At 59.3% G+C, this 22,697-nt stretch carries 22 protein-coding genes; 17 read left to right on the plus strand and 5 right to left on the minus strand.

What is annotated here, in order from left to right:
• Nucleotides 1-45 precede the first annotated feature (45 nt).
• On the plus strand, nt 46-363 hold the full coding sequence (locus FCL40_RS06125; RefSeq protein WP_136852285.1) for a YqcC family protein: 318 nt from the start codon (nt 46-48) through the stop codon (nt 361-363).
• A 79-nt stretch (nt 364-442) separates the two neighbouring features.
• On the opposite strand, the gene FCL40_RS06130 is transcribed toward FCL40_RS06125, so the two are convergent.
• Nucleotides 443-1,378 (minus strand): DUF5692 family protein, encoded by a 936-nt coding sequence (locus tag FCL40_RS06130; RefSeq protein ID WP_136852286.1) that lies wholly within the window; start codon nt 1,376-1,378, stop codon nt 443-445.
• A 554-nt stretch (nt 1,379-1,932) separates the two neighbouring features.
• Here FCL40_RS06130 and truC point away from each other — a divergent pair.
• From truC to FCL40_RS06145, 3 genes are all read left to right on the plus strand, one after another.
• Nucleotides 1,933-2,691: a tRNA pseudouridine(65) synthase TruC gene (truC, locus tag FCL40_RS06135; RefSeq protein ID WP_136852287.1), complete on the plus strand. Its 759-nt coding sequence runs from the start codon at nt 1,933-1,935 to the stop codon at nt 2,689-2,691.
• Nucleotides 2,692-2,899: 208 nt separating this feature from the next.
• Nucleotides 2,900-3,370, plus strand: coding sequence for a flavodoxin (locus FCL40_RS06140; RefSeq protein ID WP_136852288.1), 471 nt, complete (start codon nt 2,900-2,902; stop codon nt 3,368-3,370).
• 10 nt (nt 3,371-3,380) lie between these two features.
• Nucleotides 3,381-4,796 carry a PTS transporter subunit EIIC gene (locus FCL40_RS06145; protein WP_136852289.1) on the plus strand — a complete coding sequence of 472 codons (1,416 nt, stop codon included), beginning with the start codon at nt 3,381-3,383 and terminating at the stop codon, nt 4,794-4,796.
• Between the two features lie 62 nt (nt 4,797-4,858).
• Here FCL40_RS06145 and FCL40_RS06150 read toward each other — a convergent pair whose 3' ends face one another.
• The 4 genes from FCL40_RS06150 to map form a co-directional block, all read right to left on the minus strand.
• Nucleotides 4,859-5,200, minus strand: coding sequence for a DUF3718 domain-containing protein (locus tag FCL40_RS06150; protein ID WP_136852290.1), 342 nt, complete (start codon nt 5,198-5,200; stop codon nt 4,859-4,861).
• A gap of 226 nt (nt 5,201-5,426) precedes the next feature.
• Complete coding sequence (gene dapD / locus FCL40_RS06155) at nt 5,427-6,251, minus strand: 2,3,4,5-tetrahydropyridine-2,6-dicarboxylate N-succinyltransferase (protein ID WP_136852291.1); 825 nt, start codon at nt 6,249-6,251, stop codon at nt 5,427-5,429.
• A 15-nt stretch (nt 6,252-6,266) separates the two neighbouring features.
• A complete protein-coding gene (gene glnD / locus FCL40_RS06160) occupies nt 6,267-8,840 on the minus strand; it encodes a [protein-PII] uridylyltransferase (protein ID WP_136852292.1) in 2,574 nt (857 codons plus the stop codon).
• A 58-nt stretch (nt 8,841-8,898) separates the two neighbouring features.
• Nucleotides 8,899-9,687 carry a type I methionyl aminopeptidase gene (gene map, locus FCL40_RS06165; RefSeq protein ID WP_136852293.1) on the minus strand — a complete coding sequence of 263 codons (789 nt, stop codon included), beginning with the start codon at nt 9,685-9,687 and terminating at the stop codon, nt 8,899-8,901.
• Nucleotides 9,688-9,954: 267 nt separating this feature from the next.
• Between map and rpsB the strand changes: the two genes are divergently transcribed.
• The 13 genes from rpsB (at nt 9,955) to lpxA (ending at nt 22,695) form a co-directional block, all read left to right on the plus strand.
• Nucleotides 9,955-10,683: a 30S ribosomal protein S2 gene (gene rpsB, locus FCL40_RS06170; RefSeq protein ID WP_136852294.1), complete on the plus strand. Its 729-nt coding sequence runs from the start codon at nt 9,955-9,957 to the stop codon at nt 10,681-10,683.
• 119 nt (nt 10,684-10,802) lie between these two features.
• Nucleotides 10,803-11,678 carry a translation elongation factor Ts gene (gene tsf / locus FCL40_RS06175; RefSeq protein WP_136852295.1) on the plus strand — a complete coding sequence of 292 codons (876 nt, stop codon included), beginning with the start codon at nt 10,803-10,805 and terminating at the stop codon, nt 11,676-11,678.
• A gap of 70 nt (nt 11,679-11,748) precedes the next feature.
• A complete protein-coding gene (pyrH, locus tag FCL40_RS06180) occupies nt 11,749-12,474 on the plus strand; it encodes a UMP kinase (protein WP_136852296.1) in 726 nt (241 codons plus the stop codon).
• Between the two features lie 41 nt (nt 12,475-12,515).
• Nucleotides 12,516-13,073, plus strand: coding sequence for a ribosome recycling factor (gene frr / locus FCL40_RS06185; RefSeq protein ID WP_136852297.1), 558 nt, complete (start codon nt 12,516-12,518; stop codon nt 13,071-13,073).
• An 89-nt stretch (nt 13,074-13,162) separates the two neighbouring features.
• Nucleotides 13,163-13,921 (plus strand): polyprenyl diphosphate synthase, encoded by a 759-nt coding sequence (uppS, locus tag FCL40_RS06190; protein WP_136852298.1) that lies wholly within the window; start codon nt 13,163-13,165, stop codon nt 13,919-13,921.
• Nucleotides 13,922-13,948: 27 nt separating this feature from the next.
• Entirely contained in the window at nt 13,949-14,806 is an 858-nt protein-coding gene (locus tag FCL40_RS06195) for a phosphatidate cytidylyltransferase (RefSeq protein ID WP_136852299.1), read from the plus strand.
• A gap of 2 nt (nt 14,807-14,808) precedes the next feature.
• Nucleotides 14,809-15,999 carry a 1-deoxy-D-xylulose-5-phosphate reductoisomerase gene (ispC, locus tag FCL40_RS06200; protein WP_136852300.1) on the plus strand — a complete coding sequence of 397 codons (1,191 nt, stop codon included), beginning with the start codon at nt 14,809-14,811 and terminating at the stop codon, nt 15,997-15,999.
• Nucleotides 15,999-17,348, plus strand: a complete 1,350-nt coding sequence (gene rseP / locus FCL40_RS06205) for a sigma E protease regulator RseP (RefSeq protein ID WP_136852301.1) — start codon at nt 15,999-16,001, stop codon at nt 17,346-17,348. The genes ispC and rseP overlap by 1 nt, the downstream gene beginning before the upstream one ends.
• 28 nt (nt 17,349-17,376) lie before the next feature.
• Entirely contained in the window at nt 17,377-19,866 is a 2,490-nt protein-coding gene (bamA, locus tag FCL40_RS06210) for an outer membrane protein assembly factor BamA (RefSeq protein WP_136852302.1), read from the plus strand.
• Nucleotides 19,867-19,915: 49 nt separating this feature from the next.
• Nucleotides 19,916-20,413 (plus strand): OmpH family outer membrane protein, encoded by a 498-nt coding sequence (locus FCL40_RS06215; RefSeq protein WP_407644139.1) that lies wholly within the window; start codon nt 19,916-19,918, stop codon nt 20,411-20,413.
• A 5-nt stretch (nt 20,414-20,418) separates the two neighbouring features.
• Nucleotides 20,419-21,456 (plus strand): UDP-3-O-(3-hydroxymyristoyl)glucosamine N-acyltransferase, encoded by a 1,038-nt coding sequence (lpxD, locus tag FCL40_RS06220; protein WP_136852303.1) that lies wholly within the window; start codon nt 20,419-20,421, stop codon nt 21,454-21,456.
• 26 nt (nt 21,457-21,482) lie between these two features.
• Nucleotides 21,483-21,920: a 3-hydroxyacyl-ACP dehydratase FabZ gene (gene fabZ, locus FCL40_RS06225; RefSeq protein WP_407644142.1), complete on the plus strand. Its 438-nt coding sequence runs from the start codon at nt 21,483-21,485 to the stop codon at nt 21,918-21,920.
• Between the two features lie 4 nt (nt 21,921-21,924).
• Nucleotides 21,925-22,695 carry an acyl-ACP--UDP-N-acetylglucosamine O-acyltransferase gene (gene lpxA / locus FCL40_RS06230; protein WP_136852304.1) on the plus strand — a complete coding sequence of 257 codons (771 nt, stop codon included), beginning with the start codon at nt 21,925-21,927 and terminating at the stop codon, nt 22,693-22,695.
• Nucleotides 22,696-22,697 lie beyond the last annotated feature (2 nt).

Raw genomic sequence — 22,697 nt, forward strand, 5'->3', positions numbered from 1 at the left:
GTGGGATGGTATGATTCCGCCCCATTTGATTACTGGGAGTGAGAGATGAGCCGAGAGAGGGACGTCGAGTTGGGGTTACAGCGATTGAAGCGGACTCTGAAGGAGGCCGGGTTGTGGCAGACGATGCCGGTATCGCCCGAGGCGTTGGCCAGCACTCAGCCCTTCGCCATTGATACCCTGTCACTGCAGCAGTGGCTGCAGTTTATCTACCTGCCCAAACTGCAGGGGATGCTCGATCAGGGGCAACCTCTGCCAACCCGGGTGTCTGTGGCACCGATGGCTCAGGAGATGTTCGGCGATGACCTGCCTGAGCTGGTTGAGGCGATCACTCACCTCGATGGATTACTCAGCGGTCCGAGGTAGCGAAGGGTCATGGCCACCTGAATGAGACCAGCGCCGAACGGGAAGCCCGTTCGGCGCTGGCTGACCTTAGGGGGCGAGATTACCGGTTCTGTGCCATCACCAGCTTGTAGGGGGCGGTGTCTGAGAAGAGTTCATCCTTCAGCGGGTGCAGCTTGTGCTTACGTATCTTCTTGAACTGGTAGACTGCCAGAGCGACGTTGGCCAGCAGCGCGACAAAGCTGGCGGCAAAGAAGGCGTCGGGGTCCCGGGTGGCCGGTACCGGTGCAATGCGATCGGCAAACGAGGGCACGGACATGACGAACATGATCCACAGAGCCAGCGTGGCGGCGCGGTGCTGTAACCAGGCACCCTTCTTAATAAAGAAGGCGGGAATGGTGCAGGACAGGAGCAGAATGACGCCGCAATAGAAGGAATGATCGGTAATGCAATTGTATGTGTAGGCAAAATTCCAGATGTCATAGGCGATAATCCAGGGCCAGATCATGTCAGGCCAGATCATGTCTTTTGAACTCTCTTTGGAAATAATAATGCCAGTCCAGCCACAGATGGTGATGATATTTAGTAAGCCGGCGATACCATTCATGATATTCCAGGGTCCAGACATCAGCCATAGGTTATCAATGATCTGCCCATCCCAGGCGCCATAACTGTAGACCTGGAAGTCTCTCAGGCAGGCTTCAAATATATTCAGTGCCAGAATGAATGCTGGAAACGCCAGAGCGTAGCGGTTTTTTGCCAGACTGGGTATATAACGTATGGCCATGAAGCCAAGGCAACCGGCCAGGGCCGAGTATGTTTTCACCCAGTTGAACCAGTTGCCCGTGCCATACTCATTGCCTGGTGCGGCGGTGGTGGGCCAGACGTAGATGGTCAGGGCGATGGGCAGAATAAGATAGAGCAGCAGCCCACCCCACATGGTGGTTCGGCCGAATTCATTGAGGGCCATTAGCGCAATCAGGACGCCCAGGCCGATGGCCCAGCCCATTAATCCAGGCACTTCATAGAAGAAACCCATAATTTATTTCTCCACTTTATTCATTATCTAAGCGGGTTTGTTTAAGAATTTTTTGACGCAAGAAACTTGTCCAGAGCGACGCTCTGAATTATCAGTTTCTCCTGTTTTTCATGACTTGCTGACAAAACTCAACAGGTGAGCTGTGCTTGCCTGGCATGATATTGTTAATTTAAAAGTGTTGGTCGATAAGTGGTTGGGTGACTCCTCGGGATACAATAATCCAGATAGTGTTATCCATAAGATACAAATCGATGATGATGATTCCATATTTAAAATACGCCTGTCATGGGGAGCGTTTCTTGTCTTAAATCAAGTTTTTACCAAGAAATAGAGTAATTGCTCTAATTTGGGGTCCGCCCGTCGACGCGACCGTAAAGGAGAGTTGAAACCAGGCCGTGGTCCCTGGGGCTGTGACTGAGTCCGGCCGACCAACCATGATGGGAACCAGGGAGAGAGCCTGGGCACTAACGGTGGCCCCCTGCCGCCGAAATCTGATACCTTTGACCGCCGCTCAATATCGAGCGGATTCCAACTACCTAGTTCGGCATAAGCTCATGATCACTATTTTGTATGAAGACGATCAGCTCGTCGCGGTTCATAAGCCCTCGGGATTGTTGGTGCACCGCAGCTGGTTGGCAAGGGGAGAGACCGAATTCGCCATGCAGATGGTTCGGGATCAGATCGGTTGCCATGTCTACCCTCTCCACCGCCTGGACAGGCCCACTTCCGGCATTCTGCTGTTTGGCAAATCGGCGGAGATCGCCCGGGTCATGCAGCCCCAGTTTGCCGAGCGGGGCATCCATAAGGAGTATCTGGCTCTGGTGCGGGGCTACCTCAACGAGCCCGGAGAGCTGGATTATCCCCTTAAGGAGGAGCTGGATAAGATCGCCGATGCCCAGGCCGATGCTGATAAGGCGCCTCAAGAAGCGCGGACCCAGTACCGTCCCCTGCAGCGGGTGGAGCTCCCCTATCCGGTGGGACGTTATGACAGCTGCCGCTATACCCTGGTGGCGCTGAAGCCCCTGACCGGTCGTAAGCACCAGTTGCGTCGGCATATGGCACACCTGCGCCATCCCATTATCGGTGACACCAGCCATGGCGATGGCCGTCACAACAAGTTTTACCGGGATCACTTCGGGGTTCAGCGCCTGTGGCTGCTGGCCAAGGCGCTCTGTTTCGATCACCCGGTGACCGGACAGCGTATCGAGCTGGAGACGCAACTGGAACCTGAATGGTTGACTCTGTTTGAGGAGTTTGATTGGCCGGTGGCGCAGGAGGACTATCTTCTTCTGGAGCCCCAGGGAGAGGATTGAGGCAGGGGCGACAGGCGTTCGCTGTGGGTCTGGGTAAAATAGGTCAGCCGGCGGACGCGTTGCCGCTTGATGTGGATCCGATGGTGAGTACGGCGGACTCGCTGACGATACTGCATCCTGCCTCCGGGGGCGCACTTGTTGCGCCTTTTCGGTCCTTACAGTAAGGTGGAATTGGGATTTTATCAAGTCATTAACAGGATGTAGAACGATGGCCCGGATAAGCATTTTGGTGGGCTCGGTGTACGGTGGAGCCGAGTTCACGGCGGAGCAGGTGTGCCAGGCTCTGCGAGATCACGGTCATCAGGTTGCCGTCAGCGAGGCACAGAGCGCGCAGGAGCTGCTGGCGGAGGGCAGTGATGCCTGGCTGGTGATCACCTCCACTACCGGCTGTGGCGATCTTCCCGATAACCTGTTCCCACTATTTCTCTCCCTGAAGGAGCAGTTTCCCCTGTTACCCAAACTCCGTTACGGCGTCATTGCCCTGGGGGACTCCAGTTATGGGGAGACCTTCTGTGGTGCCGGTCGCCAGTTTGATGAACTGCTGGCCGAGCTGACCGCGGTGCGCGTCGGCGAGCGGCTGCAGATCGATGCCTGTGAAACCATGGAGCCGGAGCAGGTGGCTCTGCCCTGGGTGGTGTCGTGGCAGGTACAACTCTCCGAGGCGCTGGCCGAGGCGTAGTCGAGGGGTTATGACCAGAAGCTGGTTCCGCAGTTTGCAACGGGTCGGCAAGGCCCTGATGGTCCCGGTGGCGGTGTTGCCCGCAGCCGGTTTGCTGCTGGGGCTGGGCACCAGCCCTCTGGGGATCTTTCCCGAGGTGGTGCAAAGCCTGCTGTTGCAGACCGGCTCGGTGATCTTCAGCCTGCTGCCCCTGCTGTTTGCCATCGCCATTGCCCTCTCCTTCTGTTATCAGGACGGATCCGCCTCGGTCTCGGCGGTGATCGGCTATGGCGTGATGCTGGCCACCATGTCGGTGCTGGCCCAGGTGTACGGTTGGGAGACCAGTACCATCCTGGGGATCGCCACCCTCAATACCGGCGCCCTGGGGGGGGTGCTCAGCGGGGCGGTGACCGCCATGGTCTACCGCCGCTGTTATCGTGCAGAATTGCCTGAATTCCTGGGTTTTTTTGCCGGTCGGCGGTTGGTTCCACTGGCCAATGTACCGGCGGCGATCCTGCTGGGGGTGCTGATGGCCAGCTTGTGGCCCTGGATGACCCTGCTGCTGGAGAAGGTGTCCCACTGGGTGGTCTACCAGCAGCCCATGCTGGCCTGGGGAGTATATGGCCTGGTGGAGCGGCTGCTGATTCCCCTCGGGTTGCACCATATCTGGAATCTGCCCTTCTTCTACGAGGTGGGCAGCTTCTCCTCTCCGGCGGGGTACCTGATTCAGGGAGAGGTGGGGCGTTTCCTGGCGGGAGACCCCAATGCCGGCAACCTGGCGGGTGGTTACCTGGTGAAGGTGTGGGGGTTGCCGGCGGCCGCCCTGGCCATCTGGCGCTGTGCCGACGGGGCACACCGGACCCAGACTGCCGGGGTGATGTTCTCCGCAGGCCTGACCTGTGCCATCACCGGCGTCACCGAACCGGTGGAGTTTGCCTTCCTGTTCGTGGCCCCGCTGCTCTACCTGGTACACGCCCTGCTGACCGGCCTGGCTTACGTGCTGGTCATCGCCGTGGACTTTCATCATGGCCTGGTGTTCTCCCAGGGGTTGTTGGATTTCAGCCTGTTTTATCACTTGTCCCGGAATGGCATCTGGTTCTGGGTGCTGGGCAGCCTCTATGCGGTGGCTTACTACTTCCTGTTCACCTTTGTAATTCTGCGATTCAATCTGCCCACGCCGGGGAGGACCCCAAATGAGGCCAGGGAGGCGATCAGCGCCGAACAGGTGCTCAGCGCCCTGGGTGGTGGGGAGAACATTCGCGATCTCGATGCCTGTCTGACCCGGCTCAGGGTGAGTGTTCACCAGGCGGCCCGAGTTCGGGAGTCCAGACTCAGACAACTGGGTGCCAAGGGGGTGGTGGTGATCGGTGACGGTGTCCAAGTGGTGTTCGGTCCCCAGGCAGAGAAGCTCAGGGGAGAGATGCAGGAACTGTTGCTGCGTGCCTAGCCGGGCGGCGCAGAAGAGCCACCCCAGGGGTGGCTCTTCCTCTACCCTATCATTCCAGGAATCTAGTCAAACCAGACCTCCAGACGTTGTCCGTTGAGGGCGATATCCTGAATGGTGACCTGGCCTTCGTAGTAGCGATCGCGAATCAGGTCGGCCACTTTGTTGGCGCCATGGATTTCGGCAAAGGTCGCCACGTCATCACCATTGCACACCAGCTTATCCAGTACCCGGTAGGGGTTTACCCGGTAGACTTTCATGGTGTTGTTGAAGGTGAGACGGCTGTTGGTCAGGGAGGCCTTACAGGTGGCGATCAGCGACTGCTCCATGGCGGATGTCATGGCTGCCTGAGCCGGAAGAGCAAGAGCCAAACCCAGGGCGGCGGCGGTGAGAGTCAAAGTTTTCATTCCATTTCTCCTTTCGAGTGCCGAGCGGTTTGGTGCATACGTCAAATTAAGCATGGTGGCTCAGATGTGTTTCAGTGATGACAAAGGGTAAAGGGGTGTGTCCCCAGGAGGGCTGGGAGGGGCACCTTGGCGAAGGTGATTCTTTTTCGTGGGGAAAGCAGCGGAAAATTGTGTCTGTTCTGAAACAAAAAAGTCCGCCGAGGCGGACTTTTTTTGTTGATGCGGTTTACTCGGCGCTGCGCAGCAGTTCGTTGATGCCTACCTTGGAGCGGGTTTTGGCATCCACCTTCTTGACGATGATGGCGGCGTACAGGTTGCAGGAACCGTCGGAGGAGGGCAGGGTACCGGACACCACCACGGAACCGGCCGGCACTCGACCGTAGTGAACCTCGCCGGTCTCACGGTCGTAGATCCGGGTGCTCTGGCCCAGGTAGACACCCATGGAGATCACCGAACCCTCTTCGACGATGACCCCCTCGACCACTTCAGAGCGGGCACCGATGAAGCAGTTGTCTTCGATGATGGTGGGACTGGCCTGCAGCGGCTCCAGGACTCCGCCGATGCCGACGCCGCCGGACAGGTGCACGTTCTTGCCGATCTGGGCACAGGAGCCCACGGTGGCCCAGGTGTCCACCATGGTGCCTTCATCGACATAGGCGCCGATATTGACGTAGGAGGGCATCAGCACGGTGTTGCGACCGATGAAGGCGCCCTGACGAACGGTGGCCGGTGGCACCACGCGGATGCTCTCCTGACGGAAGCGGGCATCGTCGTAGCCGGCAAACTTCATCGGCACCTTGTCGAAGTAGCGGGTCTCACCGCCCTCCATCACCTGGTTGTCAAACAGGCGGAAGGAGAGCAGCACCGCCTTTTTCAGCCATTCGTTGACCACCCACTGACCGTTCTGTTTCTCAGCAACGCGGGCCTGGCCTTTATCCAGCAGATCCAGGGCGGTTTTTACGTCCTGAACCAGGGCGGCGTCGGCATTGGCTGGGGTGATGTCGGCGCGCCGTTCGAAAGCGGCTTCAATGCGTTGTTGCAGTTCGGTCATCGAATTAATCCTCTGCTATTCGGTGGTTAATGCTTGGGTTAAGGATTCCCGGAAGTGGCTCTGCTGTTCTGGGGTCAGGGCGGCACCGTCAGGAGTGGCAAGCAAGAAGAGATCTTCAGCCTTTTCACCCACGGTCGTAATTTTAGCGGAGTGCACTATGAGGCCACACTGATCCACAACCTGACCGATTCGGGCCAGCAGGCCGGGAGAATCCAAGGTGATGATCTCCACCATCGACCCCTGCTTGCGCTTGGCCGGAAGGAAGTTCACCTCTGTACGAACCTTAAACTGTCGCATCCGCCTTGGCAATGGTCGCTGTCTCACTTTTGCCGGCATTGGCGCCAGTAGCGCCCGGACGATGGCGTTGCGCAGGCTGTTGATCCGTGATGGGTGGCTGATGGCGCTGCCGTCCTGTTCGAGGATGATAAAGCTGTCCAGGGCGAAGCCATCCCTAGAGGTGAAGATCTGGGCATCGTGCACCGTGATGTTCTTGCCATCGAAAACCGCCATCAGGGTGGCGAACAGCCCCGCCCGGTCCCGGCAGTAGACGAACAGTTCGGTGCCGCCGCTGGCTTCGTGCTCCACCATCTCCACCAGGGGCTGATCGTCATGGCGGTTGAGCAGTGCCTGGGTGTGGTGGTTCACCTGTGCCGGGGTAAAACGCAGGAAGTAGTCGGCGCTGAACCTTTGCCACAGCGGGGTGACGTCTGCCTCCTCCAGCCCCATCTTGCCCAGCTGGTGCAGCACCTTGTTCTGGTTCTCACGTATCTTGCCTCGGGTGTCTACCGGCTTCTCCAGGCCACCGAGCAGCATGCTGCGGGTACTGTGGTAGAGCTGGCTCAGCAGTGACCCCTTCCAGCTGTTCCACAGATTGTCGTTGGTGGCGCAGATGTCGGCCACCGTCAGGCAGTAGAGGTAGCTGAGCCGGGTCAGATCGCTGACGTTTTCGGCGAACTCCTGCACCACCTCGGGGTCGTTGATGTCCCGCCGCTGGGCGGTCACCGACATCAGCAGGTGGCTGCGCACCAGCCAGGCCACCAGCCGGCCGTCGTGGTCATTGAGGTTGTGCATCTGACAGAACGTCAGCGCATCTGCGGCCCCCAGTTCGCTGTGGTCACCGCCGCGTCCCTTGGCGATGTCGTGGAAGATCGCCGCCAACACCAGCAGCCCCTTCTTGGGCAACTGGTCGATCAGCAGGGAGCCGAGGGGAAAGATCTCCTTGTGGGCCGGATCGGAGAATCGTTCGATAAATAACAGCAATCTGTGGGTGTGCTCATCCACGGTGTAGGCGTGGAACAGGTCGAACTGCATCTGGCCGACGATCTGTTGCCAGGCCTTGAGGTAGCTGGCGAGGATGCCATGGCGGTGCATCAGCGACATCGCCTTGATCCCTCTGGGATGGCGCAGGATCGCCATAAACTGCTCCCGACACTGGGGCAGGTCACTCAGGGGCAGCTTCAGCCGGCGCCGGGCGTTGCGCAGCAGCCTCAGGGTGGGGGCGGCCACCGCCTCGATCTCCTCCTCCTGGGCGGCATGGTGGAACAGGGTCAGGATCTTGTGCGGCTCCTCGAATACCCCCTCGTGGCGCACCGTGATGTAGCGCCCCATCAAGTTGAACTCATCGTCCAGCGGTACCATCGGCTGCTGCACCGCCAACTGAGGCAGCACCTCCCGCTTGAACAGCTGCAGCAGCATCTGATTGAGCTCCCGCACCGCACGGATGGTGCGGTAGTAGCGCTTCATCATCTGCTCCACCGGCAATTGGGTGCCCTGGGTGTAGCCCAGCAGCTGGGCCACCTTGGGCTGGTGGTCGAACAGCAGCTTGTCCTCGGCCCGGCCAGCGGCCAGGTGCAGGGCAAACCTCAGCCGCCACAGGAAGTCGCGGCAGGTGTTGAGCTCCTCCAGCTCCTCCCTGGCCAGGAAACCATGGGAGACCAGCTCGGCCAGGCAGCCGGCATTGAAGTGGCGGATCGCCACCCAGGTGATGGTCTGGATGTCCCTCAGGCCGCCGGGACAGGATTTGATGTTGGGCTCCAGGTCGAAGGCAGAGGATTTGCCGTGGCGCACGCGCTGCTCCTCGCGCTTGGCCAGGTAGAACTGGTCGACCGGCCAGAATTCGGGGTCCTCCAACCGGCCCTGCAACTGGCGAAACAGCTCTCCATCGCCGCAGATCAGCCTCGACTCCAGCAGGTTGGTGGCGATGGTGATGTCACCCTGGGCCTGGATGAAGGTCTCCTCCACCGTGCGTACCGAATGGCCCACATCCAGCTTGGCGTCCCACAGGGTGGTGAGCAGGGTGCCGATCGCCTCCTGGGTCGTTTGGGTACAGCAGTCGCTGGTGAGCACCAGCAGATCGATGTCGGAGTTGGGATGCAGCTCGCCGCGGCCATAGCCACCCACGGCGATCAGCGCCACCGGGCAGCTGCCCAGGCTGAGCGCCTGCCACAGCCGGGTCAGGGCCTGATCGACAAAGGCGGCGCGTTCTGCCAGCAGCACACCGATGGCTTCACCCTCGGCAAACTTCTGTTGCTGGAGCTGTCGATGTTGTTCGAGTTGTTGTTTCAGCTGGGGAAGGGTCAGGGCGTTCATGCCGGTGTGGATCCTGGTTGGGGACCCGCCGCACCGGCGGCGGGTCGGTGGGCGGTGATCAGGCGTGAGAGATGATCCTCTCCAGCTCTTCGTCGCTGCGCAGGGTCAGCACCTCGACGCCATCCTCGGTGACCAGCAGGGTGTGCTCCCACTGGGCGGAGGGTTGGCCATCCTTGGTGGTGACGGTCCAGCCATCCTTCTTGTTCAGCTTGCAGCGGTAGTCACCGGCGTTGATCATCGGCTCGATGGTAAAACACATCCCCGCCTGCAGGGTGAGCTTGGCACGGTTGCGGTAGTGGAGAATCTGCGGCTCTTCGTGGAACTTCTCGCCGATGCCGTGGCCGCAGTAATCGCGAACCACGGAGAACCCCTCCTTCTCGGCGATGGGCTGGATGATGGCGCCGATTTCGCTCATGCACAGGCCGGGACGCACCTGGCGGATGGCGGCGTAGAGGGCATCCTGGGCCACCTGCACCAGCTTCTTGTTGCGTGGCGGGGTCTGGCCAATGATGAACATCCTCGAGGTGTCACCATGGAAGCCGTCCTTGATCACCGTAATGTCGATATTGACGATGTCACCCTCTTTCAGCTTCTTGTGGGAGGGGATGCCGTGACACACCACCTCGTTGATGGAGATGCAGGTAGACTTGGGGAAACCGTGGTAATCCAGTGGAGCCGGGATCGCCTGCTGCACCTCGGTGATGTAGTTATGGCAGAGGGTGTTCAGTTCTTCCGTGGTCACCCCCTTCTTGACGTGGGGCTCGATCATCTCAAGTACCTCGGCGGCCAGTCGACCAGCCACACGCATCTTTTCGATCTGTTCGGGGTTTTTGATAACGATGCTCATTAGTCTACTCTTTCTATCGAATTTCTGGCTGTGGGTGCCCGGCCAAGTTGAGCTTTTCGGCTCAGTATGGTATAAAGCGCGCCGGCTCTGTTGAGTCGTGAACGGACCCTTGACCACCAGGTTTGGGCTCCCAAGCGGACAATGGCGCCATTATATCGTTAAATTTTTATTAAACCACACACGTATCGGCACATGGTCCGGGGTGCCCTCCAGGGGTCGGGTCATGGGATACGTGGAGGCTTAACCCCATATATATTGAGGAATCTCATGGCAACTGTATCTATGCGCGACATGCTGAAGGCCGGTGTGCACTTCGGTCACCAAACCCGTTACTGGAACCCCAAGATGAAGCCTTTCATCTTCGGCGCTCGTAACAAGGTTCACATCATCAACCTGGAATCTACCGTTCCTATGATGAACGACGCCCTGGCTTTCCTGGGTAACGTTGCATCCAAGAAGGGCAAGATCCTGTTCGTTGGTACCAAGCGCGCTGCTGGTCAGAGCATCAAAGAGTCTGCTCTGAAGTGTGATCAGTTCTACGTTGACCACCGTTGGTTGGGCGGCATGCTGACCAACTGGAAGACCGTTCGTCAGTCCATCAAGCGTCTGAAGGACCTGGAAGCTCAGAGCCAAGACGGCACCTTCGAGAAGCTGACCAAGAAAGAGGCGCTGATGCGTACTCGCGAAATGGTTAAGCTGGAGAAGTCTCTGGGCGGTATCAAGAACATGGGCGGCCTGCCTGATGCCATCTTCGTGATCGACGCCGAGCACGAGCACATCGCCATCAAGGAAGCCAACAACCTGGGCATCCCCGTGGTTGCCGTAGTTGATACCAACTCCAACCCAGACGGCATCGATTACGTTATCCCCGGTAACGACGATGCAATCCGTGCTATCCAGCTGTACACCGGCGCTGTTGCCGAAGCCGTAACCGAAGGTCGCAACCAGGACCTGGCTGTTCAGGCTGAGCAAGACGGTTTCGTAGAAGCTGAATAAGCATAATAAGGCGTGAGTTTACTCGCCCCTTATTAACCAAAAGGTTATTGGTTAACAGGGGCCCATTGCGGCCCCTGTTTTTTAAGCATTCAAAGACGCAAGTCATAGAGGAATTGGACATGGCAATTACCGCTGCCCTGGTAAAAGAGCTGCGCGAGCGCACCGGCGCTGGCATGATGGACTGTAAGAAAGCCCTGGTTGAGACCAACGGTGACATCGAGCTGGCCATCGAGAACATGCGTAAGTCTGGTCAGGCTAAAGCCGCCAAGAAAGCCGGTCGTATCGCCGCTGAAGGTGTGATCATCGTTAAGAGCGACGACGGCCTGGCCGCAATGGTTGAAGTTAACTGCGAAACTGACTTCGTTGCCCGTGACGAGAGCTTCCTGGCTTTCGCCAACAAGGTTGCCGAAGTCGCCCTGGCCGGCAAGATCGACTCCGTTGAGGCCCTGAACGCCGCTGAGCTCGACGGCATCACCGTTGAAGAGACCCGTGCCAACCTGGTTGCCAAGATCGGTGAGAACATGGCCGTTCGTCGCGTGGTTCTGGTTGAAGGCGCCAACCTGGGTGCCTACATCCACGGCGGCAAGATCGGCGTAGTGGCTGCCCTGAACGGTGGCGACGCCGAGCTGGCCAAAGACATCGCCATGCACGTTGCAGCTTCCAACCCTCAGTTCGTGAAGCCTGAAGACGTTGACGCCGAAGTGGTTGCCAAAGAGCGCGCTATCCAGGTAGAGATTGCCGTTAACTCCGGCAAGCCTCAGGAGATCGCCGAGAAGATGGTTGAAGGCCGCATGAAGAAGTTCACCGGTGAGATCTCCCTGACAGGTCAGCCCTTCGTTAAGGATCCTTCCATCACCTGTGGCAAGCTGCTGGCTGACAAGGGTGCCGATGTGACCAGCTTCGTACGCCTGGAAGTGGGTGAAGGCATCGAGAAGGCCGAGGAAGATTTCGCTGCTGAAGTAGCGGCTCAGATCGAAGCTGCCAAGAAGGCCTAAGGCCAACGCTTAGTTGATGCAGACCGCGGCCACCTGTCGCGGTCTTTTAATATTCAGGATAGAGAAAAAGATGAGCACCAATCCAAAACCCGCATTCCGACGCATCTTGTTAAAACTCAGTGGTGAAGCCCTTCAGGGCGATGAAGGCTTCGGCATCGATCCCAAGGTTCTTGACCGTATGGCTCAGGAGATCAAAGAGCTGGTTGAGCTGGGTGTGCAGGTCGGTTTGGTGATTGGCGGTGGTAACCTGTTCCGCGGTGAGGGCCTGGCAAAAGCGGGCATGAACCGGGTGGTGGGTGATCACATGGGCATGCTGGCCACCGTGATGAATGGCCTGGCAATGCGCGACGCTCTGCACCGTGCCTATGTGAACGCCCGACTGATGTCGGCCATCCCCCTCAACGGCGTTTGTGATAACTACAGCTGGGCCGAGGCGATCAGCCTGCTGAAGCAGGGGCGGGTGGTGATCTTCTCCGCCGGCACCGGCAACCCCTTCTTCACCACCGACTCCGCCTGCTGCCTGCGTGGCATCGAGATTGAAGCGGACGTGGTCCTCAAGGGCACCAAGGTGGATGGAGTTTACTCAGACGATCCGGTTAGCAATCCGGATGCCGTGAAGTATGATAAAATCACCTACAAAGAGGTTTTGGAGAAAGAGCTGAAAGTCATGGACTTGTCGGCCTTTACTCTGGCTAGGGACCACGACCTGCCTTTGCTGGTCTTTAACATGAATGAGCCGGGCGCCCTGCGCCGGGCGGTGATGGGCGAAGCCAACGGCACCCTGATCACCAACTAAATTTAACGACGCATCGAGTTGACACCGTAAGGAAGTTCACCGTGATTAACGACATTAAGCAAGACGCCGAAGCGCGCATGGAGAAGAGTGTGGATGCCTGCCGCACTCAGATGGCCAAGGTCCGTACCGGCCGGGCTCACCCCAGCCTGCTGGACACCATTACCGTTTCCTACTATGGTGCCGACACCCCCCTGAAGCAGGTGGCCAACGTCTCCACCGAGGACAGCCGCACCCTGGCGGTCACCGTGTTCGACCGCACCATGATCCAGGCGGTTGAGAAGGCGATCATGGCCTCCGATCTGGGCCTGAACCCCAACTCAGCCGGGACCACCATCCGTATCCCCCTGCCGCCGCTGACCGAGGAGCGCCGTAAGGATCTGGTTCGCGTGGTACGCGCCGAAGCCGAGCACGGCAAGGTGGCCATCCGCAACATCCGTCGCGACGCCAACTCCCACATCAAGGAGTTGGAAAAGGAGAAGGAGATCAGTGAGGATGATGCTCGCCGCGCCGAAGACGAGATCCAGAAGTTGACCGACAAGTTCGTCAAGGCCGTCGACGCCGTCCTGGCTGAGAAAGAAGCCGAGCTGATGGAGATCTAAGCAAACGTCCCTGTTTGCTAGCGAATCGACGCCGCGTTTGGATATACTACGCGGCGTTTCTGTTTTCTATTGCCGGGATTAACACCTTCATGCTCAGTAGTCGTGATTCCTCACCAGCGGCGCCTGCCGTGTCTCTGCCGAGACACATTGCCATCATCATGGATGGTAATGGCCGTTGGGCCGAGTCCAAGGGGCGCCCCAGGTTCGCCGGTCACCGTGCCGGAGTCAAGGCGGTTCGCGAAGCGGTACGCGTCTGCCGCAAGCACGGGATCAGGGCGTTGACCTTGTTCGCGTTTTCCAGTGAAAACTGGCGGCGCCCGGAGCGTGAGGTCGCATTATTGATGCGGCTGTTTATGACTGTGCTGTCCCGTGAGGTAAAGTTGCTCAAGGGCAACGACGTGCGCCTGAAGGTGGTGGGGGATGTCTCCGGCTTCAGCCTGGACCTGCAGCAGCGGATCCGCAAGGCGGAGAGGATGACCGCCGACTGCCAGGGCATGGTGCTGAACGTGGCGGCCAACTACGGCGGCCGTTGGGACATGATGCAGGCGGCCCGGCGGCTGGCCGAGGAGGTGAAGCAGGGGCACCTGGATTTGGAGCAGATCTGTGAGGGCACCGTCAGCCGCTATCTGACCATGGCCGATCTGCCCGAGGTGGATCTGCTGGTGCGTACCGGGGGCGAGCACCGAATCAGCAACTTCATCCTGTGGCAGGCGGCTTACGCCGAACTGGTGTTCAGCCCGGTGTTGTGGCCCGATTTCGATGAACGGGCCCTGGAGGCCTGTCTCGACGAGTATTGCGGACGACAGCGTCGTTTCGGCCAGACCAGCGCCCAGGTCACGGCTCAATAACAAGAATTCAACCCAAAGAGGTTTTTTTTGCTTAAGCAACGAGTTTTAACCGCCGTGCTGCTGCTGCCGGCAGCACTGGCCGCCATCTTCCTGTTGTCTTTGGACGGGTTCGCCTTGGCCATTGCCCTGGTGATCCTATTGGCCTCCAAAGAGTGGGGCAGCTTCATTCAGCCGGGGGACCGCCTCATCCAAGCCAGTTTCACCCTCTCCATGGCCGTGCTGATGGGCGCATTTTACTTTATGGTTCCCTCCGATCTGTTGTGGTTGGGCGATGAGCTCCACCCTCTGGCCGAGGGGCTGCTGCAGGTGGGGGGGCTGTGGTGGCTGATCGCCCTGGGACTGGTGGTCACCTATGTCCGCTCTGTGCGGCTCTGGCACCACTCCATGGTACTCAAGGCGGTGTTTGGCCAGCTTACCCTGTTGCCCGCGTTTGTGGCCATGCTGGTGCTGCGCAGCGCCGCCCAGGGGCAGGATCCCCACTACGGTGCCTACCTGGTGCTGGCGGTGCTGCTGATCGTCTGGGGCGCGGATACCGGTGCCTACTTCGTCGGTCGCTCCTTCGGTAAGCACAAACTGGCCCGTCACGTCAGCCCGGGTAAGACCATCGAAGGTCTGGCCGGCGGCTTGCTGGTGTGTGCCCTGCTGGCGGCGGCGGCCTGGAACTATCTGCCCAACAACGGTTTTATTCCTGTGCTGGCGGTGGTGGTTGTGACCGCCCTCTCCTCCGCCCTGGGCGATCTGTCCGAGAGCATGTTCAAACGCAGCGCCAACATCAAGGACAGCGGTCGCTTGTTGCCGGGCCACGGTGGTATCCTTGATCGCATCGACAGCATCACCGCGGCGATGCCGGTGTTTGCCCTGCTGTATCTCTACTGGTGGATCTGACCATGCAAAGACTCGCCCTGTTCGGAGCCACCGGCTCCATCGGCACCAGTACCCTGGATGTGGTGCGGCATCACCCAGAGCAGTATGTCGTTGAGGTGCTGACCGCCAACGGCAACTGGCAGGCGATGCAGAGTCTGTGTGAGGAGTTCGCTCCCGCCTACGCGGTGATGGTGGACCCCGACGCTGCCCTGGCCCTGGAGCGCGCCCTCAAGGGCAAGGTGAACACCCAGGTGCTGGCCGGTGACCAGGCGTTGGTGGAGGTGGCCGAGCTGGACAGTGTCGATGTGGTGATGGCGGCCATCGTCGGTGCCGCCGGCCTGAACTCCACCCTGGCGGCGGTTCGCAAAGGCAAGCGCATCCTGCTGGCCAACAAGGAGGCCCTGGTGGTTTCGGGCCGGCTGTTTATGGATGCGGTCCGTGAACACGGTGCCACCCTGTTGCCGGTGGACAGCGAGCACAACGCCCTCTTCCAGAGCCTGCCGGTAGAGGTGCAGGATACCCTGGGGCACTGCGACCTGGCGGGGAACGGCGTGTCTCACCTTCTGTTGACCGGGTCCGGCGGTCCTTTCCGCACCCGAGTCCTGAACAGCTTTGACGCCATTACCCCGACCGAGGCTTGTGCCCACCCGAACTGGAGCATGGGACAGAAGATCTCGGTGGACTCCGCCTCCATGATGAACAAGGGGCTGGAGTACATCGAAGCGCGCTGGTTGTTCAACGCCGCCCCTGAGCAGATCCAGGTGGTGATTCATCCCCAGAGTGTCATCCACTCCATGGTGCAATATCAGGATGGATCGGTACTGGCCCAGATGGGCCGGCCCGACATGCGTACCCCCATCGCTCACAGCCTTTCCTATCCGGCCCGAATCCACAGTGGCGTGGAACCTTTGGATTTCTTTAAGGTCGGACAATTAACCTTCGAAGCGCCGGATTTCCAGCGTTACCCCTGCCTGAAGCTGGCGATGGATGCCTGCAACGCCGGCCAGGAGGCGACCACGGTTCTCAATGCCGCCAATGAACAGGCGGTGGCCGCGTTTTTGAAGGGACGTATCAGGTTTACCGACATCGCCCGGGTCAATGCCCATTGTCTGGAACGGGCAGACCTGAGCCCCTTGATGACCCTGTCAGCTCTCGGTGAGCTGGACAGGGAGGCCAGAGTGCTGGCCGACAGCTGGATCGCCAGAGGAGCTTAATGTTTCAGTTTTTTTGGAGTCTCGGTGCTTTCCTGGTTGCCCTGGGAATCCTGATCGCCGTCCATGAATTTGGCCACTTCTGGGTGGCCCGCCGCTGTGGCGTCAAGGTGGAGCGCTTCTCCATCGGCTTCGGCAAGGTGCTGCTGCGTCGTCTTGGCAAGGACGGCACCGAGTACAGCTTGTCGATGATTCCCCTCGGGGGCTACGTCAAGATGCTCGATGGCCGGGTCGAGAATGTACCCGAACACCTCAAGGCGCAGGCGTTTGACGCCAAGAGCGTCTGGCAGCGCATCGCCATCGTCGCAGCCGGCCCCCTGGCCAACTTTGTCTTCGCCATCTTCGCCTTCTACCTGATGTTCCTCATCGGCGTGCCGACGGTGCGTCCGGTGGTGGGTGAGATCGCCCCCAACACCATCGCCGCCGAGGCGGCCATCTCCCCGGAGTCGATCATCACCAAGGTGGGTCAGCGGGAAACGGTGGACTGGGAAGCGGTCAACCTGGCGATGGTGGAGTACATCGGTAACCCGCAGATGACCTTGACCCTGGATGAGCAGGGGCGAACCCGTACGGTCGACCTGGACCTGTCCAACTGGCAGGTGCAGCCGGATAAGGAGCCGCTGTTTGTCAGCCTGGGGATGATGCCCTGGCGGCCCCAGGTGAGTAATCTGCTTGGCCTGGTGACCGAAGACGGCGCCGCTTACGAGGCAGGCATTCGCGTCGGCGACAAGCTGATGGCGGTCAACGGTGAGCCCTACTCAGACTGGGAGGCCCTGGTTGAACTGGTGGAAGCCCATCCCGGCCAAGCGATGGCGTTCACCATCCAGCGCGACTTCAACAGCATGATCCTGTCCGTGGTGCCCGATGAGGTGACCTCCGATGACGGCCGGCTGGTGGGCAAGGTGGGGATCTCGCCAACCCTGGAGCCCTGGCCTAAGGCGTACCAGGTGGATCTGAGCTACGGCCCGTTTTCTGCCGTGGGTCCCTCCCTGGAGCGCACCTGGCAGCTGGTTGAACTGACGTTAAAAACAATTGGTAAGCTGTTTACTGGGGACCTTGCGGTGAGTAACCTAAGTGGTCCCATCTCCATCGCACAGGGGGCGGGCAGTACCGCCGGATTCGGTCTGGTCTACTTCCTGGGGTTCCTGGCGCTGATCAGCGTCAATCTGGGGATCATCAATCTATTGCCTCTGCCGGTACTGGATGGGGGCCACCTGCTTTACTTCGCCGTGGAGCTGGTTACCGGCAAGCCGGTGCCTGAACGGATTCAGGATGTGGGGTATCGCGTCGGTTCCGCCTTGGTCCTGATGCTGATGATTATCGCTATCGTCAATGACGTAGCACGACTGTAAGCCCAAGGAATAATAAGAATCTTCGTCTATGAGACTGAATAAAATCATGGCATCGATGGTGTTCATCGGTGCGGCCATTTCGGCACAGGGGCAGGCTGCGAGTTTTGACGCCTTTGTGGTTGACGATATTAAGGTTGAGGGGTTACAGCGGGTCGCTCTGGGGGCTGCGTTGCTGAATCTGCCGATCAAGGTGGGGGATCAGGTGGATACCCTGAGCCTGCAACGGGCGATACGCACCCTCTATGCCTCCGATAACTTTGAAGACATCGCCGTGGCCCGCGACGGCAACACCCTGGTGGTGCAGGTCCGTGAGCGCCCCACCATCAGCGACATCGTGTTCGAGGGCAACAAGGACATCAAGGATGAGCAGTTGCAGGAGAGTCTGGACGGTTCCGGCATCAAGACCGGTGAGCCGCTGGATCGCACCATCCTGACCGAGATCGAGAGCAGCCTGCAGGATTTCTACTACAGCGTCGGCAAATACAACGCCAAGGTTCAGGCACAGGTGATCACCCTGCCGCGCAACCGGGTGGAGCTGAAGCTGAAGTTCACCGAAGGGGATGCCGCCGACATCCACCAGATCAACATCGTGGGCAACACCGTGTTCCCCGATGATGAGCTGATCGGCCTGTTTGAACTGACCGACTACGTGGCCTGGTGGGACTTCTTCGGTGACCGTCGCTATCAGAAGCAGAAGCTGGAAGGGGATCTGGAAACCCTGACCTCCTACTATAACGACCGGGGCTACCTGAAGTTCAAGGTTGAGTCCACCCAGGTGGCCATGACCCCGGACAAGACCGGCCTCTACGTGACCGTCAACGTCGACGAAGGTGAGCAGTATACCATCAAGGAGGTGAACCTCACCGGCGAGCTGCTGGGCAAGGAGGCGCTGATGAAGGCGCTGCTTCCCATCGAGTCCGGCGAGATGTACAACGGCGGCGAGGTGACCTTCACCGAGGAGCTGATTGGCAAGTTCCTGGGGCGTTACGGCTATGCCTATCCCAAGGTGACCACCTATCCCGAGGTGGACGATGAGACCAACGAGGTCTCCCTGAACATCAACGTCAATCCGGGCAAGCGGATCTACGTGCGTTCCGTGGGCTTCTCCGGCAACACCGTCACCAAGGATGAGGTCTTGCGCCGGGAGATGCGTCAGTTGGAGGGGGCCTGGCTCAACAGCCGCTCCGTAGAGCTGTCCAAGGAGCGTCTCAACCGCTTGGGCTTCTTCGAAACCGTCGAGGTGGAAACCACCCCGGTGCCGGGCAGTGATGACCTGGTGGACGTCAACTACAAGGTGAAGGAGCAGCCCTCAGGGTCCTTCAACTTCGGCGTCGGCTATGGCACCGAGAGTAAGCTGAGCCTGCAACTGGGCGTGTCTCAGAGCAACTTCCTCGGCACCGGCAACAACGTGGCCATCAACCTGAACAACAACACCTACCAGAAGAGTGTCAACGCCACCTATCGCGATCCCTACTTCACCAAGGATGGGGTGAGCGCCGGGGTCAATATCTACTGGTCCGAGTTTGATGCCGACGAGTACTACCTGGAGTCCTATAAGAACAACTCCTACGGCGCCGGGGTGGATCTCTCCTGGCCGGTCAACGAATACAATCGTCTGGGCCTGGGCCTGTTCTACCGCCACAACGAGCTGTCGGAGGTGTCGCCCTACCAGCAGGTGCTGAAGTTCTATCAGATCTATGGCGATCCCACCGACTCCAGCAGTACCCTGGCATTCGACAACTTTGAGCTGAACGCCAACTGGACCCGCAGCACCCTGAACCGCGGCACCTTCCCCACTTCCGGTAATAACCAGAAGCTGTATGGCAAGATGACGGTTCCGGGCTCCGACATCCAGTACTTCAAGGTGAGCTTCGACACCAGCTTCTACTTCCCGCTGAACCGTACTCACGACTGGGTGTTCCTGACCCGGGGTAAGGTGGGCTACGGTAACGGCTACGGTGACTACCAGGGACAGGACAACATCCTGCCCTTCTGGGAAAACTTCTACGCCGGCGGTTCCACCGTGCTGCGCGGCTTCAAGACCAACTCCGTTGGCCCGCGCGCCTTCTACCTGACCGGTGACGGCACTCCCTGTATCCCGCAGCCAGGCGGAAACTTCGGAGGCTGTAATTTGCCAGGGGATCCTGATACCGTAGCGGTCAACAGTGGACGCTCCATCGGTGGTAATGCCATCGCCACCCTGAGTGCCGAGCTGATCGTACCGACTCCCTTCCTGGATGAGTCCTACAAGAACTCCGTGCGCACCAGCTTCTTTGTCGACGCCGGTAACGTATGGGATACCGAGTTCGCCTACGACAGCTACCGGACGTTGCCTCAGCCTGAGTTTGACAAGATTCAGGACTACTCCGATCCGAGCCGTATCCGCGCCTCCGCCGGTTTGTCGGTGCAGTGGCTGTCCCCCATGGGCCCCATGGTGTTCAGTCTGGCCAAGCCGCTGAAGGAGTACGAAGGGGATGACAGTGAAGTATTCTCCTTCAATATTGGACGTACTTTCTAAAGAAACGGCGACTTTGGTCGCCGCCTAATAAAGACAGAGGAATTTGAGTTTGAAGAAGTTAATGACCCTTGCCCTGATGATGGTTGCCGTTGCTCCCTCCGCCTGGGCCCAGAAGATCGGTGTTGTGGACATGCGTCAGGTGATGAGCCAGTTGCCGCAGGCCGAAGCGATGATGCAGAACCTGGAGACCGAGTTTGCCGAGCGCGTTGCGGCGGTTCGCAAGCTGCAGGAGGAGCTGAAGGCCCTGGCAGAGAAGCAGCAGAAGGACGCCCTGCTGATGACCGATGCCCAGAAGACCGAGCTGAGCCGTCAGATGGAGAGCCTGAATGCCGACTTCAACCGCAAGGGGCGGAACCTGCAGGAAGATATGCAGAAGCGTCAGCAGGAGGAGCAACAGAAGCTGCTGAAGCAGGTGCAGTTGGCGATCAACGGCCTGGCTGAGAAGGAGCAGTTTGACGTGATCCTGCAGCGTGGTGCCGCCGTGTACGTCAGCGATGCCGCCGATGTGACCAGCAAAGTGGTTGAAGTCGTAGGTAAAGGCAACTAAATACTATGACAAGCAAAACCCTGGTGGCGCTGGCCGAACTGGTTGGCGCCACCGTCAAGGGGGATGGCAGCAAGGTGGTGGCCCGGGTGGCCACCCTTGAAAATGCCGGCCCCGATCAGATCAGTTTTCTGGCGAACAGCAAGTATCGTAAGCAGTTAGACAACACCGCCGCTGGAGCGGTGATTTTGTCTGCGCAGGATGCGGAAAATTATCGGGGGAACGCCCTGATTGCTGCCAACCCCTACGTCTGTTTCGCCCGAATCGCCCAGATCCTGGATACTACTCCGGCAGCCGCAGACCGCATCCATCCCTCCGCGGTGGTCGAACCCAGTGCCCAACTGGGTGAAGGGGTTTGTATCGGCGCCAACGCCGTGGTGGAAGCGGATGCGGTGATCGGTGATGGCGTGCAGATTGGCGCCGGCACCGTGGTGGGCCGCGGCGCCCGCGTGGGCCGTGCCACTCGCCTCTGGGCCAATGTCACCCTGTACCACGGCGTGGTGGTGGGTGAGGAGTGCATCATCCACTCAGGTGCGGTGATAGGCTCAGACGGCTTTGGCTACGCCAACGAGCGTGGTCAGTGGATCAAGATTCCTCAGGTCGGTACCGTGATCGTCGGTGACCGGGTCGAGATTGGATCCAATACCTCCATCGACCGTGGGGCCATCGATGACACCATCATCGAGGAGGGGGTGATCATCGACAACCTGTGTCAGATTGCCCACAACGACGTCATCGGTGCCCACAGTGCCCTGGCGGGCTGCACCGTGGTTGCGGGCAGCACCAAGATTGGCCGCCACTGCATCATCGGCGGCAACAGCGGTATTGCCGGCCACATTGAGCTGGCCGATGGGGTCCATGTTACCGGGATGTCCCGGGTGACCAAGGGGCTGAACAAGCCCGGGGTTTACTCGTCCGGGTCTCCTATTCAGGACAACAAGTCCTGGCGTCGCAACTCGGTGCGCTCGCGCCAGTTGGAAGATATGTATCAGCGCTTGCGTCAGCTGGAGAAGCAGCTGGCTGAGCCAGAGCAAGATAGTGAATAAGTTTGGAGTCCACCTTGTCTGAGCAAATGAACACCATGGAGGTCAATGAGATCCTCCAGTTTCTGCCACACCGTCACCCCTTTATGCTGGTGGACCGGGTTCTCGATTTTGTCCCCGGCGAGTCTCTGCACGCCCGTAAGAACGTGACCTACAATGAGCCCTTCTTCCCAGGACACTTCCCGGCTGCCCCCATTATGCCCGGTGTGCTGATCCTGGAAGCCCTGGCCCAGGCCTCCGCCATTCTGGCGTTCAAGACTTATGGTAAGGGTGAAAACGAGCTGTACCTGTTCGCCGGCATCGATAATGTGCGCTTCAAGCGCCAGGTGACGCCGGGCGATACCCTGGATCTGCACGTCTACTTCCAGAAAGCCAAGCGTGGCATCGGTTTCTATGCTGCCGAAGCCAAGGTCGACGGTAAGGTTGTCTGCTCCGCAGACCTGATGTGTGCCAAGAGAGAGGCTTGATCCCGTGATCCATTCCCAGGCGGTAATCCACCCCGATGCCAAGATTGGCGATAACGTCACCATAGGTCCATTCAGCTACATTGGTGCCGACGTCATCATAGGTGATGACACCTGGATCGGCTCCAATGTGGTGATCAAGGGACCTACCAGCATCGGCAAGGGCAACAAGTTTTTCCAGTTTGCCTCCATCGGTGAGGAGTGTCAGGACAAGAAATACGCTGGCGAGCCCACCCGCCTGGAGATTGGCGACAACAACGTGTTTCGTGAGTGCTGTACGGTGCATCGCGGCACGGTCCAGGATCGGGGACTGACCAAGATCGGCTCCAACAACCTGTTTATGGCCTACACCCATGTGGCCCACGACTGCTTGGTCGGTGACCAGGTGATCATGGCCAACAACGCCTCCATCGCCGGTCACGTACAGGTGGGTGACCACGCCATCCTCGGCGGCATGACCGGCGTGCATCAGTTTGTGAAGATTGGCGCCCACGCCTTTACCGCAGGCTGCTCCCTGGTGCTGCAGGATGTCCCTCCCTACGTGATGGCCTCCGGCCAGAGCGCGGTGCCCCGGGGCATCAACAATGAGGGCCTCAAGCGTCGCGGTTTCTCCAAGGAGGCGATCGCCGCCATCCGCAAGGCGTATAAGATACTCTACCGCTCCAGCCTCACCACCGCCGAGGCGATGCCCCAGTTGAGGGAGCTGGCGGACGAGCACCCAGAGGTGGGGATGCTGGCAGACTTTGTCGAGCAGTCCAGCCGCGGTATCGTACGTTGAGG

The organism is Ferrimonas sediminicola, assembly GCF_005116715.1.
Lineage (GTDB): Bacteria > Pseudomonadota > Gammaproteobacteria > Enterobacterales > Shewanellaceae > Ferrimonas > Ferrimonas sediminicola.